Genomic DNA, 15309 nt, shown 5'->3' with positions numbered 1-15309 from the left:
CTGTTTCGGGCTCTGGCCCCGGCGCGCACGGGGCTCTAGAACGGAGAGCCTGCGGCCATCATACGGGTGACCGGCATCTCGCATCGGTGAGCGGCGAAGGAGCGGACGGCGTTTCATGGCGGCGATCTCTTTCTTCGGTGACCTCCTCCAGACAATCAGCGACCGCGGTCGTGAGCTCATCAGCTTCGGACGGGGCGATATCGCCGCACGGGCGAGCGCCCCCGAGTTGGTCAAGCTCTGCGAAGATCTGATCTCTCGCCGAGGCGAGGCATCCGGTGTGGCGTTGGCCCGCCTCATCCTCGACCGCTACGCGACCTTCCCGAAGCCGGAGCGGCTCACGTTTCTGCGCCTCATCGCGCAGGAATTCGACGCCGATCATGGTGCCGTCGACGAAGCCATCGCGGCCTACCGGTCAGACCCGACACGCGCGCGCCTCGGCCGGCTTCACGAGGCGGCCGAACCACGCAGTCAGGAACTTATCCGGCGCCTGAACCTCGCTCGGGACGGCACGCTCGCCCTGGTGCGGATGCGGGAGGACCTGATGGACCTGCGCAGCGCGCTGCGCGCCGAGGAGGGCGCCGAGCCCGACCTCATCGACGCCGCCGACAGCCTCGACAGCGACTTCGAGCACCTGTTCGCGTCGTGGTTCAACCGCGGCTTCCTCGTGCTGCGCCACATCGATTGGACGACGCCGGCGCACATCCTGGAGAAGATCATCCGCTACGAGGCGGTCCACGAGATCCAGGGCTGGGATGATCTGCGCAGACGCATCGAGCCGACGGACCGGCGCTGCTTCGCCTTCTTTCACCCTGCCCTGGTGGACGAGCCCCTGATCTTCGTCGAGGTGGCGCTTACCGGCGGCATCGCCCCGGCGATCGCGCCGATCCTGGCGCACGAGCGCGAGCCGCTGCCGCTGAGGGGCGCCACCACCGCGGTCTTCTACTCGATCTCGAACTGCCAGCGAGGGCTCGCCGGTGTCACCTTCGGCAACTTCCTGATCAAGCAGGTGGTCGAGGATTTGGCGCGCGAGATTCCCACGCTGAAAACCTTCGTGACGCTCTCGCCCGTGCCGGGCTTCGCCCGCTGGCTCGAGCGTGAGCGGCGGGCGGACGCGCCGCAGGGCCTGACCCGCGATGATGTCGAGGCTCTCCGACTCCTTGAGGAGCGCGATTGGCCGCATGAGAAGGCGAAGTGCGAGGCGGTGCGCAAGGCGCTGCTTCCGGCTGCCGCAGCCTACTTCCTGCGCGCCAAGAACGATCGCGGTCGCCCGCTCGACCCGGTCGCGCGTTTCCATCTCGGCAACGGCGCCCGGCTGGAGCGCCTGAATTTCCTCGGCGACATCTCGGCGAAGGGCCTCAAGCAATCCCATGGCCTGATGGTGAACTACCTCTACGACCTGTCGGCGATCGAGAAGAACCACGAGACCTACGCCAATCTCGGCACCGTCGCGGCGTCGGGCACGGTGAGCCGAGAGCTCCGCGCCAGCCTTCCCCCGCCGCGCGCCGTGGTGCTCGCGGAGGCGTGATCCCCTCGTCAAGAAATTCGGCGATGTGCTAGTCACGCGGGTATGAGCAACCACCTCTTCGACCTCGTCCGCGATCACCTGCCTTCCGATCCCGCGGCCAAGGCCTTCATCGAGACACCCGAAGGGCGGCGCTACAGCTACGCCGATCTCCTGGAGCGCTCCGGAGCCTACGCCAACGCCCTCGTCGGCCTCGGAGTGAAGGCGGGTGATCGAGTGGCCGTTCAAGTCGACAAGAGCCCGGAGGTGATCTTCCTCTATCTCGGTGCGGTGCGGGCCGGCGCGATCTTCCTGCCGCTCAATACGGCCTATACGGGTCCCGAGATCGAATACTTCCTCTCGGATGCCGAGCCGGCCCTGTTCGTGTGCGATCCGGCCAAGCGCGACGCGCTCTCGGCGGTGGCAGACAAAGCGGGGGTCGCACAATTGCGCACCCTCGGGGCGGATGGGCGCGGCACGATAGCGGATGCCGCCGACGCGGCGCAAGCGGACTTCATCGACGTGGCGCGCGAGCCGGACGACCTCGCGGCGATTCTCTATACCTCGGGCACCACCGGCCGCTCGAAGGGTGCGATGCTCTCCCACGAGAACCTGGCGTCGAACACCAGAACCCTCGTCGGGGTCTGGCGCTTCACGGCCGATGACGTGCTGATCCATGCCCTGCCGGTGTTCCATACCCACGGCCTGTTCGTGGCGACGAACATCGTGCTCGCCACGGGCGGCACCATGCTTTTCCTGCCGCGTCTCGACGCGAAGCAGATCCTGAGCCTGATGCCGCGCGCCACCGCGATGATGGGCGTGCCGACCTTCTACACGCGCCTCCTCAAGGAGCCCGGCCTGACACGGGAGGCGACAGCCCATATGCGCCTCTTCATTTCGGGCTCGGCTCCGCTCCTCGCGGAGACCCATCGGGAGTGGCAGGCCCGCACCGGTCACGCGATTCTCGAGCGCTACGGCATGACCGAGACCAACATGAGCACCTCGAACCCGTACGAGGGCGCCCGGATCGCCGGCACGGTCGGGTTCCCGCTCCCGGACGTCGCGCTGCGCGTGACGGATCCCGAATCCGGCACGCCGCTTCCGCCCGGCGAGGTCGGGATGATCGAGGTGAAGGGGCCGAACGTGTTCAAGGGATATTGGCGGATGCCCGAGAAGACGGCCTCCGAGTTCAAGGCGGACGGCTTCTTCATCACGGGCGATCTCGGCAAGGTGGATGCCGGCGGCTACGTCCACATCGTCGGGCGCGGCAAGGACCTCATCATCTCGGGCGGCTTCAACGTCTACCCGAAGGAAATCGAGGCCGAGATCGACGCGATGCCGGGCATCGTCGAATCCGCGGTGATCGGCGTGCCGCACGCCGATTTCGGCGAGGGCGTCACCGCCGTCGTCGTCCCCGGCGCGGGGGCGCCCAACGAGGCCGCGATCCTGAGGCACCTCGAGGGGCGGCTCGCCCGGTTCAAGCTGCCGAAGCGCGTGCTGTTCGCCGAGGAACTGCCGCGCAACACCATGGGCAAGGTTCAGAAGAACGTGCTGCGCGAGACCCATGCACAGCTTTATCGGGGCTGAACCGCGGCGCGATCGTTGCAACCCCGATGGGCGGGCGGCCAGGATGCGCGGAACAGCGCGCCCGCGCTGACGTTCTTGCTGCCGCGCGCGGATCATCGCGCGGGCCTCCCAGTCCGGTCCCCTCATGACAGCGTCCCCGTCCCCGCCGCCCGATCCGCAGCCGAATGGCGGGGTCGGCTCCGTGCTGTGGACGCTGTTCCTCGGCTCGGCCCTTATCGCGCTCGCGACTTCGCCGAAGCGCGGCCGCGAGCGGGGAAACCTCGAGCCGGACCCTGCGTGGGGCACCGGCGGAGGCGCCCGGTCCTACTCGGGGCGTGCGGCCGAGATCGTCGCCGCCAGCCAGATCGAGCGCGGTCGAGCGGCACGCGACCCGGCCGAGATCACCGAATCCGGTTGGAAGGATATCGCGGTTCGGGTCTATCTCGAGTTCAACAAGGATCGCGTCCTCTCGGTCGCCGCGGGCGTCACCTTCTACACGCTGCTCTCGCTGTTTCCCGCCGTGGCGGCGCTGGTCGCCTGCTACGGTCTCTTCGCCGACGTCGGCGTCATCAACGAGCATCTCGCCAGCCTGCAGGGCGTGCTGCCGTCGGGCGCCATCGAGATCATCGGCGATCAGGTGAAGCGTATCGCGACGAAGGGCGGGGGAACGCTCAGCCTCACCTTCTTCACGAGTTTGGCGATCTCCTTGTGGAGCGCGAACGCCGCCATGAAGGCGATGTTCGATGCCCTCAACGTGGTCTACGAGGAGGAGGAAAAGCGCTCCTTCGTGATGCTGAACCTGCGCTCGCTGACCTTCACGGTGGGGGCTCTGGTGTTCATCATCTTCGCCCTGACCTCCATCGTGGTCCTGCCGGTCGTGTTTCAATTCGTCGGAATCAGCGATAGCGCCTGGTTCATCGCCCTCTTGCGCTGGCCGGCCCTGATGCTGGTGTTGCTCGGCGGCCTCTCGGTGCTCTACCGATACGGCCCGAGCCGCGAGCACGCGCGCTGGCGCTGGGTCGGGGCCGGGAGCCTCGTGGCCTGCATCCTCTGGCTCGTCGCCTCGCTGATGTTCTCCTGGTACGTGGCGAACTTCGGCAACTACAACGAGACATATGGCTCGCTCGGTGCCGTCATCGGCTTCATGACCTGGATCTGGATCTCCGCCACGATCGTGCTGCTCGGCGGCGAGATCAATGCCGAGATGGAGCATCAGACTGCGCAGGATACGACGACCGGGCCGGAACGCCCGCTGGGTGACCGGGAAGCCCGCATGGCCGACACGGTCGGGGCGCCGGCCTGAGCGCAGCCTCGTCCCGGAGCGCCGCCATCACCATATCGGTGCAGGCAAGAACGCATGGAGGAATCGATGGCCGAACGGAACGGTGGCACGGCGCCCGATAGCCGCTCCGAGCACGAGTGGCGCGAGGCCCTGACGCCGGATCAATACCGCGTGCTTCGCGAGCACGGGACTGAGCGGGCCGGCACGAGCTGCCTGCTCTCCGAGAAACGTCCCGGAACCTTCACCTGCGCCGGTTGCGGGACTCCGCTCTTCATCTCGGGCACGAAGTTCGAGTCAGGGACCGGCTGGCCGAGCTTCTTCGAGCCGATCGAGGGCGCCGTGGAGACCCAGGCGGACCGCAGCCACTGGATGGTGCGCACCGAGGTTCACTGCGCCCGTTGCAAGGGCCACCTCGGCCATGTCTTCGATGACGGGCCGGCCCCGACCGGCCTTCGCTACTGCATGAATGGCATCGCGCTCAACTTCGAGCCGAAAGGCAGCGAGCCGCAGGGCATTTGATGGGGACAGCCGGGTGCCGGGCTGTGTCGTTTCGCGCGTGGTCTTGATTTCGACGCCTTTTTGCTTAGTCCCTGTCAAACCTGAAGCCGCAGTGCCTCCCCGGCCCGAGGTTTTGGCGGGGCGGAACGAAGACTCTGTTGCGTCCTGGCGAAGCTTTTCGTCACGTACCGGACAATGTTCGTTTCGGCCTCGGGTCCGGGATCACGACGGTAGAATGCGCCAGTCCCGCAGTCGCCCGGCTGCGGCGGGCGAATCCTCGGAGGTTTGAGTATGAGCGTCGTTCGGCGGTTTCTCGTGGCACCATCCTTGGTGCGTCTGATCCGCAAGGAACGCGGTGGGTCCCGCATCACCGAAGGCTACTTCGCCCCTCAGACCGGCCGCACCTCCTTCGTGCGGGTCGATGGTCAGCAGTGCCATCTGGTCCTCGTAACGACCGGTGCCGACGGCAGGGCGACGGAAGAGCGCACGGACGTGCCCCGCGCGCACGGCGATGCCCTCCTCGATGTCTGCAGCGGCAAGGCCGCCTATGACCGGACGGCCGTGTCGGTCGCCGGCCGCGACGTGGTGATCGATCGTTACGTCAGCCCCGGCAGCCTCGACCTGATCAGCATCACGTTCGACAACGAGTCCGATGCCAACGGCTTCGTGGCCCCGGTCTGGTTCGGTCGCGAGGTCTCCTCGGACGCTGCCTACGAGCGACACACGGTAGCGCTTCAGGGACCGCCGCAATCCGGCGAGATCAGTCTCAGCAACGCCGCCCTCGACGCAGTGCTCGACCTGATCGAGCCGCGCTTCGGCTTCGGGCGATACGGGGCAGGCGCCAAGCCGAGCGAGGGCGGATCCGGCGTGGGAAAGTCCGGTGAGGACGACGGTGTGGTGAATGCCCTGCGCCGCATCGCCGGAAGCGGAACCTCGGCGGCCGTGCCTGCGGCGGTCGCCGTGGCGGCGCCCGTCGAGGCGCGCACGCCCGAGCCGGAATCGACGCCCGAACCGGAGCAGGCGGTCGCCGCACCCGAAGCCGGCGCTCAACCCGGCGAGGAACAGAACGCCGAGGCGACACCCGGGGATGCCCGCATCGACGACGTGATCGAGAGCCTCTCCCAGGCGCTCGGCGCCGCGATCCAGCAGCCGCAAGAACCGAGTCAGGAGCCGGCCCGCGAGGACGATCCGGCTTCCGCCTTCGAGCGCTGGACGGTCCGGCCCCGCCGCAGCCAGCAGTAGCGCCATCCCCCTGATCCGCGGCGACTCAGTTGCGGATCACCACGCGCGCGCCGCCATGGGTTTGGGCCAGGCGGTAGAGCATGCGCGCGTGGCCGGGGCTGAGGCGGACGCAGCCGTGACTCGCACGGCGGCCGAGATGCCCGACCGCGTAGGTTCCGTGGATGGCATACCCGCCCCGGAAGAACATGGCGTGGGGCATCGGTGACCCATGATACTTGCGCGAACGCCACATCGGTGCCATCAGCCCGACCCGATAGCTGCCATTCGGCGTGACATACCCCCGCCGGGCCGTCGAGACCGGCCACTCGTAGGCGAGCGATCCCTCGACGTAGACGCGCATCCGTTGGTGCGACTGGTCGATCTGGGCCAGGACGCCTGCCAGAGCCGGCACGGCGAGCGCGCAGAGAAGCAAGCCGCCGAGGAGGGCGGTCTGCACGATCCGAGGAAGCGACACGGGGGAACTCTCGGCAGCGAGTCGACGGCTCCTCGAGCCGCCTCGACTTGAGTGAGACGAAGCGCGGCCGCTGGGAAGAACGTCTTCCCGGGAATCGACAGATTTTGTAATGCGCCTGCCAAGTTGAACTACTGATGCCGAGTTGAGCCGCGGCCGCAACTTCGTTAGCGTCGCGCCTCAAGCAAAGACCGGGAGGGTGCACGCGCGCGTGCACGGGTGAGAGCGATGGCCCAGGCGACGACCCACGGAGCGACCACGGCGGCTGCGCCGGTTGCGAGCGAGCCCTGGTACAAGGTCCTTTACATCCAGGTGTTGATCGCCATCGCGCTCGGCGTCGCCGTCGGGTATTTCTATCCCGATTTCGGTAAGTCCCTGAAATGGCTCGGCGACGCCTTCGTCGCGCTGATCAAGATGATGATCGCGCCGATCATCTTCTGCACCATCGTGCACGGAATCGCGTCGATCGGTGATCTGAAGAAGGTCGGCCGCGTCGGGCTCAAGGCGCTGGTCTACTTCGAAGTCGTCTCGACCCTCGCGCTCGTGATCGGCATCCTCGTCGGCGAGATCATCAAGCCCGGCGCCGACTTCCACGCCGATCCCGCGAAGCTCGACGCCAGCAAGGTCGCGACCTACGCCAGCAAGGCGGCCGCCGACTCGACGATCGCCCACATCATGGCGCTCATTCCGAAGAGCTTCTTCGACGCCTTCGCCACCGGCGATCTGTTGCAGGTTCTGCTCATCTCGATCCTCACCGGTGTCGTCGTCACCGGCATGGGCGCGCGGGCGGACGGCATCGCGCGCGCGATCGACACCGCCGGTCAGGTCTTCTTCCGCATCATCGGCCTCATCGTGAAGCTCGCGCCGATCGGCGCCTTCGGCGCCATGGCCTTCACCATCGGCGAGTACGGCATCCAGAAGGTCGTCGACCTCGCCTGGCTCGTCGGAACTTTCTATATCACCGCGCTTCTGTTCGTGCTGGTGGTGCTCGGCACGATCGCGCGGTTCGCCGGCTTCTCGATCCTGCGCTTCCTGGCCTACATCAAGGACGAGCTTCTCATCGTTCTGGGCACCTCGTCGTCCGAGACCGTGCTGCCGCACATGATGACCAAGATGCGCCGGCTCGGCTGCTCCGATTCCGTGGTCGGTCTCGTGATCCCGACCGGCTACTCGTTCAACCTCGACGGCACCAACATCTACATGACGCTGGCGACCCTGTTCCTGGCGCAGGCGGTCGGTGCGGACCTGTCCATCGGCCAGTACGCCACCATCATCGTCGTGGCGATGCTGACCTCGAAGGGCGCCTCGGGCGTGACGGGGGCTGGCTTCATCACGCTCGCGGCAACGCTGGCGGCCATCCCGAACAATCCAGTGCCCGTCGCCGCCATGACGCTGGTTCTGGGCATCGACAAGTTCATGTCGGAGTGCCGCGCGCTCACGAACCTCGTCGGCAACGGCGTCGCCTGCGTCGTCGTCAGCCGCTGGGAGGGCGAGCTCGACGCGCGCAAGCTCAACGAGGTGATGGCCCACCCGGTCTCGATCGGGACTCACATCTCTGACGTGTCGCCCGAGCCGATGGACACGGAGGGTGCGCACGCTCCCAAGGCCGTGGCTGCCCAGTGATCCGCGCGTGAGCGGGGCGCGGCTGCGCCTCGGCATCGATCTCGGCGGCACCAAGACCGCCGGGATCGTCCTCGATCGCAGCGGCGCGATTCGCGCCGAGAGCCGGGTCGCGTCGCCGCGCGGCGACTATCCCGAGACGCTCGCGGCCATCGCGGCGCTCGTCGCGCGGCTCGAGGCGGAAGCCCGCGAGCCCTGCAGCATCGGTATCGGCATGCCGGGAGCGGTCTCGCCCGCGACCGGGCTGATCAAGAATGCCAATTCGACCTGGCTGAACGGCCGCTCCTTCGTCGCCGACCTGGAGCATGCGCTCGCGCGGCCGGTCCGCGTCGAGAACGATGCCAATTGCCTCGCGGTCTCGGAGGCCGTCGACGGTGCCGGGGCCGGCGCGGAGATCGTCTGGGCGGTGATCCTCGGCACCGGGGTCGGATCGGGAATCGCGGTGCGGGGGCGCGCCCTGTCGGGCCGCGGCCGGATCGCGGGCGAGTGGGGCCACAATCCGCTCCCGAGCCCCCGCGATGACGAGCGCCCGGGGCCCGCCTGCTATTGCGGGCGCCGCGGCTGCATCGAGACCTGGCTTTCCGGGCCGGGCCTCGCCGCGGACCATGCCCGCCGCACGGGCGAGGCCGCCGCCGGCGAGGCGATCGTGGCGGCGATGCGGGCCGGGGAGGCGCGTGCGCGCGGGACGTTCGCGGCCTATGTTGAGCGGACGGGACGCGCGCTCGCGCACGTCGTCAACGTCCTCGACCCGGACGTCATCGTCGTCGGGGGCGGGCTGTCGCGCGTGCCCGAACTCATCGCCGCGTTGCCGGCCGCTACCGCTCCGCACGTCTTCTCGGATGCCTTCGACACGCCGATCCGCCCGAGCCTGCACGGCGATGCCTCGGGCGTCCGCGGCGCGGCGTGGCTATGGAACGACCTGTGAGCCGGGCCGCAGATCGTGCTTGCCAACTCCCTTCGACGCACATAAAGATATCTTTATGTCTATCGAGCGAGCCTTCGTGACCCAGCCAGTTCCGTTCGCGGACGCGCTCGGCGTCCTGCGGGCCGCCGCCGAGGAATCTCGCCTGCGCATCCTCGCTCTGCTCTCGGAGGGCGAGCTCTCCGTCTCCGATCTCACCGACATTCTCGGTCAGTCGCAGCCGCGCATCTCGCGCCACCTGAAGCTTCTCGTCGAGGCGGGCCTGATCGAGCGCCACCGCGAGGGCGCCTGGGCGTTCTTCCGGCTGTGCGAGGGCCGCGCCGGTCTCGTCGATCCGCTGATCGCCGGGCTTGACCGGCAGGCGCCGCCGCTCTCGGAGGATCAGGCAAGGCGCGAGGCGGTGCGGGCCCAGCGCGCGGATGCCGCGCAGAGCTTCTTCGCGCGGCTGGCGCCGAAATGGGACCAGCTTCGCTCGCTCCACGTGCCCGAGACGGCCGTGGAGGCGGCCGTCCTCGACGTGCTCGGGCCTCGGCCGGTCCACAGCCTGATCGATCTCGGCACCGGTACGGGCCGGATGCTGGCTCTCCTGGCCCCGCGGGCCGGCCGCGCCACCGGGCTCGATTCGAGCCATGCCATGCTCTCGGTCGCCCGCGCGAACCTGGAGCGGCTGGGGCTGGCGCGGGTCGACCTGCGCCAGGGCGACATCCACGCGCCGCCCTTCGGCCGCGGCAGCTTCGACCTCGTCGTCGTGCACCAGGTTCTGCATTACCTCGACGATCCGGCCCGGGCGCTCCGCGAAGCCGCGCGCCTGGTGGCGCCGGGCGGGCGCCTCCTCGTCGTCGATTTCGCGCCCCACGAGCTTGAGTTCCTACGCGAGTCCCAGGCGCATCGCCGCCTCGGCTTTGCGGCCGAGCAGGTCGCCGGCTGGCTCGCCGATGCGGGCCTCGGCGCCGTCGAGACCCGCGACCTCGCCCCGACCGCGCAAGCCGAGCACCAGCTCACCGTCACCCTCTGGCTCGCGGCCGAAGCCTTGGTGGCCGCGGGCGCCGAGCGGGCGGTGGCCTGACCGACGCGAACGTACTGCCCGGCATTCTCGAGCCGGTGCCCCGGAACGACTGCCTGGACCGAGAGACAGAAAGAGGATTTCCGATGCCCATCTCCTCTTACCGCGCCAGCCGCGAGGGCCGCTGCCCGATCCGGGTCTCCTTCGAGTTCTTCCCGCCGAAGACCGAGGAGATGGAGAGGACGCTCTGGTCCTCGATCGAGCGCCTCGCGCCGCTCAATCCGAGCTTCGTCTCGGTGACCTACGGGGCCGGCGGCTCGACGCGCGAGCGCACCCACAACACCGTCGCCCGCATGGTGCGGGAGACGAACCTGAAACCCGCGGCCCATCTCACCTGCGTCGACGCGACGAAGGCGGAGGTCGACGCGGTGGTGCGCTCCTACTGGGATGCGGGCGTGCGCCACATCGTGGCGCTCCGCGGCGACCCGGCCGAGGGCGTCGGCACGGCCTACCAACCCCATGCCGGCGGCTACCAGCAGACCTGCGATCTCGTCGCAGGCATTAAGCGGGTCGGCGATTTCCAGGTATCCGTCTCGGCCTATCCGGAGAAGCACCCGGAGGCGGCCTCCCTCGACGCGGACATCGACGCGCTGAAGGCCAAGGTCGATGCCGGGGCGGACCGGGCCATCACGCAGTTCTTCTTCGAGAACGACGTCTATCTGCGTTACGTCGACCGGGTGCGGGCGCGCGGCATCGACATCCCGATCGTGCCGGGCATCCTGCCGGTGCAGAACTTCAAGCAGGCGGCGAACTTCGCCCGCCGCACCGGCGCCTCGGTGCCGGAATGGCTCGCGCACCGCTTCGAGGGCCTCGACGACGACGTCGACACACGCCGCCTGATCGCGGGGGCGGTTGCTGCCGAGCAGGTGCTCGACCTCGTCGACCGCGGCATCCACGACTTCCACTTCTACTCGATGAACCGCGCCGACCTTGTCTACGCCATCTGCCACCTGCTCGGCCTGCGCGCCGAGCGGCCCGTGGCGGCGACGCGCGCGGCGGCTTAAATACAGGCGCCTCAGAGAGGGGTGAGCGATGGCCGACCCGCAAGACATGATCCTGCCGTTTCTGCACGAGATCCGCGCGGATATGCGAGCAGGATTCGAGCGGATCGGCGAGCATGCCGATCAGGTGGACAAGCGCTTCGATGCGTTGGAGCGGTGCCTCGATGCGATGCTGAAAGTCGTCAGATCCCGTTCCTGATACCGGCAAAATCCCTCTCCCCCTTGCGGGGAGAAGTTGGAGGTGGGGGGCCGCCTGCCTCAGTCCGGCGAAGCGGCACCCACAACTCCCACCCCTTCCCGCAAGGGGAAGGGGAATGATCGCACCGATTTTGAGAGACCCGATGAGCGACTTCCCCCCCGTTGACGGCCGTGAGATCGAGCGAGCCCTGCGCCAGCGCGCGTCGGAAAAGATCCTGGTGCTCGACGGGGCGATGGGCACCGTGATCCAGCGCCTGAAATTCACCGAAGAGGATTTCCGGGGCGAGCGCTTCGAGGACCACGGGCACGATCAGAAGGGCAACAACGACCTGCTGATCCTGACGCAGCCCGACGCGATCCGGCAGATCCACCTCGACTATTTCCTCGCCGGCGCCGACGTCTGCGAGACCAACACCTTCTCGGGCACGACGATCGCCCAGGCCGATTACGGCATGGAATCGATCATCCACGAGCTGAATGCTGAGGGCGCGCGGCTCGCCCGCGAGGCGGCGAAGCTCGCCGAGGCGCAGGACGGGCGCCGCCGGTTCGTGGCCGGCGCCGTAGGCCCGACGAACCGCACGCTCTCGATCTCGCCGGACGTCAATAATCCCGGCTACCGCGCCGTCAGCTTCGATCAGGTCCGCGACGCCTATGCCGAGCAGGTGCGCGGCCTCATCGCGGGCGGGGCCGAGCTGATCCTGATCGAGACGATCTTCGACACGCTGAACGCCAAGGCGGCGGTGGCGGCCGCCTGGGCCGTCTTCGAGGAGACCGGCATCCGGCTGCCGATCCAGATCTCGGGCACGATCACGGATCTGTCCGGCCGCACCCTGTCGGGCCAGACGCCGACGGCCTTCTGGCACGCGCTGCGCCATGCGAGCCCGCTCACCTTCGGCCTCAACTGTGCGCTGGGGGCGCGTGAGATGCGCGGCCATATCAGCGAGCTGTCGCGCGTCTGCGATACCCTCGTCTGCGCCTACCCGAATGCCGGCCTGCCGAACGAGTTCGGGCTCTACGACGAGAGCCCGGAAGCGATGGCGAAACTCGTGGCTGAGTTCGCTGAGAGCGGACTCGTCAACATGGTCGGCGGCTGCTGCGGCACCACGCCGGACCACATCCGGGCGATCGCGCAGGCGGTGGCCGGCAAGGCGCCCCGCCGGCTCCCCGAGATCCCGTGCCTGATGCGGCTCTCCGGCCTCGAACCCTTCACGCTGACGAGGGAGATCCCCTTCGTGAACGTCGGCGAGCGCACGAACGTGACGGGCTCGGCCAAGTTCCGCAAGCTCATCACCAACGGCGACTACGCGGCGGCCCTCGACGTCGCCCGCGACCAGGTTGCGGCGGGCGCGCAGGTAATCGACGTCAACATGGACGAGGGCCTGCTCGACTCGAAGAAGGCCATGGTCGAGTTCCTCAACCTCGTCGCCGCCGAGCCCGACATCGCCCGCGTGCCGGTGATGGTCGATTCCTCGAAGTTCGAGGTGATCGAGGCAGGTCTCAAGTGCCTGCAGGGCAAGCCGATCGTGAACTCGATCTCCATGAAGGAGGGTAAGGAGAAGTTCGTCCACGACGCGAAGGTGTGCCGCTCCTACGGCGCGGCGGTCGTGGTGATGGCCTTCGACGAGCAGGGGCAGGCCGACACGCTCGAGCGCAAGGTCGCGATCTGCACCCGGGCCTACCGCATCCTTACGGAAGAGGTCGGCTTCCCGCCCGAGGACATCATCTTCGACCCGAACATCTTTGCCGTTGCCACCGGCATAGAAGAGCACAACCCCTACGGCGTCGCCTTCATCGAGGCCGCGCGCCAGATCCGGGAAACGCTGCCCCACGCCCACATCTCGGGCGGCGTCTCGAACCTGTCTTTCGCCTTCCGGGGCAACGAGCCCGTGCGCGAGGCGATGCACGCCGTGTTCCTCTACCACGCGATCCATGCCGGCATGGACATGGGCATCGTCAATGCCGGGCAGCTCGCCGTCTACGACGAGATCCCGGCGGATCTCCGCGACCTCTGCGAGGACGTGGTGCTGAACCGCCGGGACGACGCCACCGAGCGGCTGCTCGAATCCGCCGAGCGTTTCAAGACCGGCGCCGCCGCCCAGGCCAAGACCGCCGACCTCTCCTGGCGCGAGGCGAGCGTCGAGAAGCGGCTTGAACACGCGCTCGTCAACGGCATCACCGAGTACATCCTGGCCGACACCGAGGAGGCCCGCGCCAAGGCCGAGCGCCCGCTCCACGTGATCGAGGGACCGCTGATGGCCGGCATGAACGTGGTCGGCGACCTGTTCGGGTCGGGCAAGATGTTCCTGCCCCAGGTCGTGAAGTCGGCCCGCGTGATGAAGCAGGCCGTGGCCTATCTCGAGCCCTTCATGGAGGAGGAGAAGAAGGCCAATGGCGGGACCGGCCAGCGCCAGGCCGCCGGCAAGGTGCTGATGGCGACCGTCAAGGGCGACGTCCACGACATCGGCAAGAACATCGTCGGCGTCGTGCTCGCCTGCAACAATTACGAGATCATCGATCTCGGCGTGATGGTGCCCGCGGCCAAGATCCTCGACACGGCCAAGCGCGAGAACGTCGACATCGTCGGGCTCTCGGGCCTTATCACGCCCTCGCTCGATGAAATGGTGCATGTCGCCTCCGAGATGGAGCGCGAGGGCTTCGACCTGCCGCTGCTGATCGGCGGCGCCACCACGAGTCGCGTCCATACGGCGGTGAAGATCCACCCGGCTTACGAGCGCGGGCAGGCGGTCTACGTCACGGATGCAAGCCGGGCGGTCGGGATCGTCTCAAGCCTGATCTCGCGGGAGACGCGCGAGGCCACGATCGAGACGGTGCGCGCCGAGTACCGCAGGGTGGCCGACGCCCATGCCCGCTCGAAGGCCGAGAAGCAGCGCCTGCCGCTCGCCAGGGCCCGCGCCAACCCGTTCAAGATCGATTGGTCGGGCTACCGGCCGACGAAGCCGAGCTTCACCGGCACGCGGGTGTTCCGCAGCTACGAGGTCGCCGACCTCGTACCCTACATCGACTGGACGCCCTTCCTGCAGACCTACGAGTTCAAGGGCCGCTACCCGGCGATCCTCGACGATCCCGAGCAGGGGCCGGCCGCACGCGCCCTGTTCGAGGATGCGCAAGGCATGCTGAGGCAGATCGTCGAGGAGCACTGGTTCAACCCGAAGGCGGTGGTGGGCTTCTGGCCCGCCAACAGCGTCGGGGACGACATCGCGCTCTTCACCGGCGAGAGCCGTTCCGAGCGGCTCGCCACCTTCCACGGCCTGCGCCAGCAGCTCGAAAAGCGCGACGGGCGCGCGAATACCTGCCTGTCCGATTTCGTGGCGCCGGCCGAGACGGGGATCGCCGATTACGTCGGCGGCTTCGTGGTGACGTCGGGGCTCGAGGAAGTGCGCATCGCCGAGCGTTTCGAGCGCGCGAACGACGATTACCGCGCGATCCTCGTCAAGGCGCTCGCCGACCGCGTCGCCGAGGCCTTCGCCGAGCGCATGCACGAGCGGGTGCGCAAGGAGTTCTGGGGCTACGCGGCCGAGGAGGCCTTCACGCCCGACGAACTCGTGCGTGAGGAGTACGACGGCATCCGCCCGGCTCCCGGATACCCGGCCCAGCCCGACCACACCGAGAAGGTGACGCTGTTCGACCTGCTCCAGGCCGAACCGCGCATCGGCGTGAGGCTCACCGAGTCCTACGCCATGTGGCCAGGCTCCTCGGTCTCGGGCCTCTACATCGCGCATCCGGACGCGCATTATTTCGGCGTCGCCAAGGTCGAGCGCGATCAGGCCGAGGATTACGCCGCGCGCAAGGGCATGGACGTGGCCGAGGTCGAGCGCTGGCTCGGGCCGATCCTGAACTACGACCCGGCCCGCTACCTCGCGGCGGCCGCCGAGTGAGGCGCGGACGGGGCGAAGGGCCGCGGCTCCGCCGCTGCCCTTGCGCGCCCGCCTTCGTGGGCATTCGAG

The 15309-nt window shown here is 68.2% G+C and carries 12 protein-coding genes; 11 read left to right on the top strand and 1 reads right to left on the bottom strand.

Annotated elements, in window-relative coordinates; genetic code table 11:
* Positions 1-115 precede the first annotated feature (115 nt).
* The 5 genes from WDW90_RS05335 to WDW90_RS05315 all read left to right on the top strand — a co-directional run bounded on the left by WDW90_RS05335 (position 116) and on the right by WDW90_RS05315 (position 6089).
* The gene (locus WDW90_RS05335; protein WP_336486269.1) at positions 116-1525 is read left to right on the top strand and encodes a malonyl-CoA decarboxylase; all 1410 of its coding nucleotides are present in this window, start codon (positions 116-118) and stop codon (positions 1523-1525) included.
* Between the two features lie 42 nt (positions 1526-1567).
* The gene (locus WDW90_RS05330; protein ID WP_336486268.1) at positions 1568-3088 is read left to right on the top strand and encodes a malonate--CoA ligase; all 1521 of its coding nucleotides are present in this window, start codon (positions 1568-1570) and stop codon (positions 3086-3088) included.
* 124 nt (positions 3089-3212) lie between these two features.
* Entirely contained in the window at positions 3213-4370 is a 1158-nt protein-coding gene (locus tag WDW90_RS05325; protein ID WP_336486267.1) for a YihY/virulence factor BrkB family protein, read from the top strand.
* Between the two features lie 66 nt (positions 4371-4436).
* The gene (gene msrB / locus WDW90_RS05320) at positions 4437-4868 is read left to right on the top strand and encodes a peptide-methionine (R)-S-oxide reductase MsrB (RefSeq protein WP_336486266.1); all 432 of its coding nucleotides are present in this window, start codon (positions 4437-4439) and stop codon (positions 4866-4868) included.
* Positions 4869-5138: 270 nt separating this feature from the next.
* Positions 5139-6089: a hypothetical protein gene (locus WDW90_RS05315; RefSeq protein ID WP_336486265.1), complete on the top strand. Its 951-nt coding sequence runs from the start codon at positions 5139-5141 to the stop codon at positions 6087-6089.
* 25 nt (positions 6090-6114) lie between these two features.
* Here WDW90_RS05315 and WDW90_RS05310 read toward each other — a convergent pair whose 3' ends face one another.
* Entirely contained in the window at positions 6115-6543 is a 429-nt protein-coding gene (locus WDW90_RS05310; RefSeq protein WP_336486264.1) for a L,D-transpeptidase, read from the bottom strand.
* Between the two features lie 225 nt (positions 6544-6768).
* On the opposite strand from WDW90_RS05310, the gene WDW90_RS05305 reads away from it, so the two are divergent.
* From WDW90_RS05305 to metH, 6 genes are all read left to right on the top strand, one after another.
* A complete protein-coding gene (locus tag WDW90_RS05305; RefSeq protein WP_336486263.1) occupies positions 6769-8163 on the top strand; it encodes a dicarboxylate/amino acid:cation symporter in 1395 nt (464 codons plus the stop codon).
* A 7-nt stretch (positions 8164-8170) separates the two neighbouring features.
* On the top strand, positions 8171-9085 hold the full coding sequence (locus WDW90_RS05300) for an ROK family protein (protein ID WP_336486262.1): 915 nt from the start codon (positions 8171-8173) through the stop codon (positions 9083-9085).
* A 55-nt stretch (positions 9086-9140) separates the two neighbouring features.
* Entirely contained in the window at positions 9141-10148 is a 1008-nt protein-coding gene (locus WDW90_RS05295; RefSeq protein ID WP_336486260.1) for an ArsR/SmtB family transcription factor, read from the top strand.
* An 83-nt stretch (positions 10149-10231) separates the two neighbouring features.
* Positions 10232-11149, top strand: a complete 918-nt coding sequence (metF, locus tag WDW90_RS05290; protein WP_336486259.1) for a methylenetetrahydrofolate reductase [NAD(P)H] — start codon at positions 10232-10234, stop codon at positions 11147-11149.
* A gap of 28 nt (positions 11150-11177) precedes the next feature.
* A complete protein-coding gene (locus WDW90_RS05285) occupies positions 11178-11345 on the top strand; it encodes a hypothetical protein (RefSeq protein WP_336486257.1) in 168 nt (55 codons plus the stop codon).
* A 142-nt stretch (positions 11346-11487) separates the two neighbouring features.
* The gene (gene metH, locus WDW90_RS05280; protein ID WP_336486256.1) at positions 11488-15240 is read left to right on the top strand and encodes a methionine synthase; all 3753 of its coding nucleotides are present in this window, start codon (positions 11488-11490) and stop codon (positions 15238-15240) included.
* The last annotated feature ends 69 nt before the right edge of the window (positions 15241-15309 follow it).

The organism is Methylobacterium nigriterrae (assembly GCF_037106235.1).
Classification (GTDB): Bacteria; Pseudomonadota; Alphaproteobacteria; order Rhizobiales; family Beijerinckiaceae; genus Methylobacterium; species Methylobacterium nigriterrae.
This window is presented reverse-complemented; position numbering and strand designations above follow the sequence as displayed.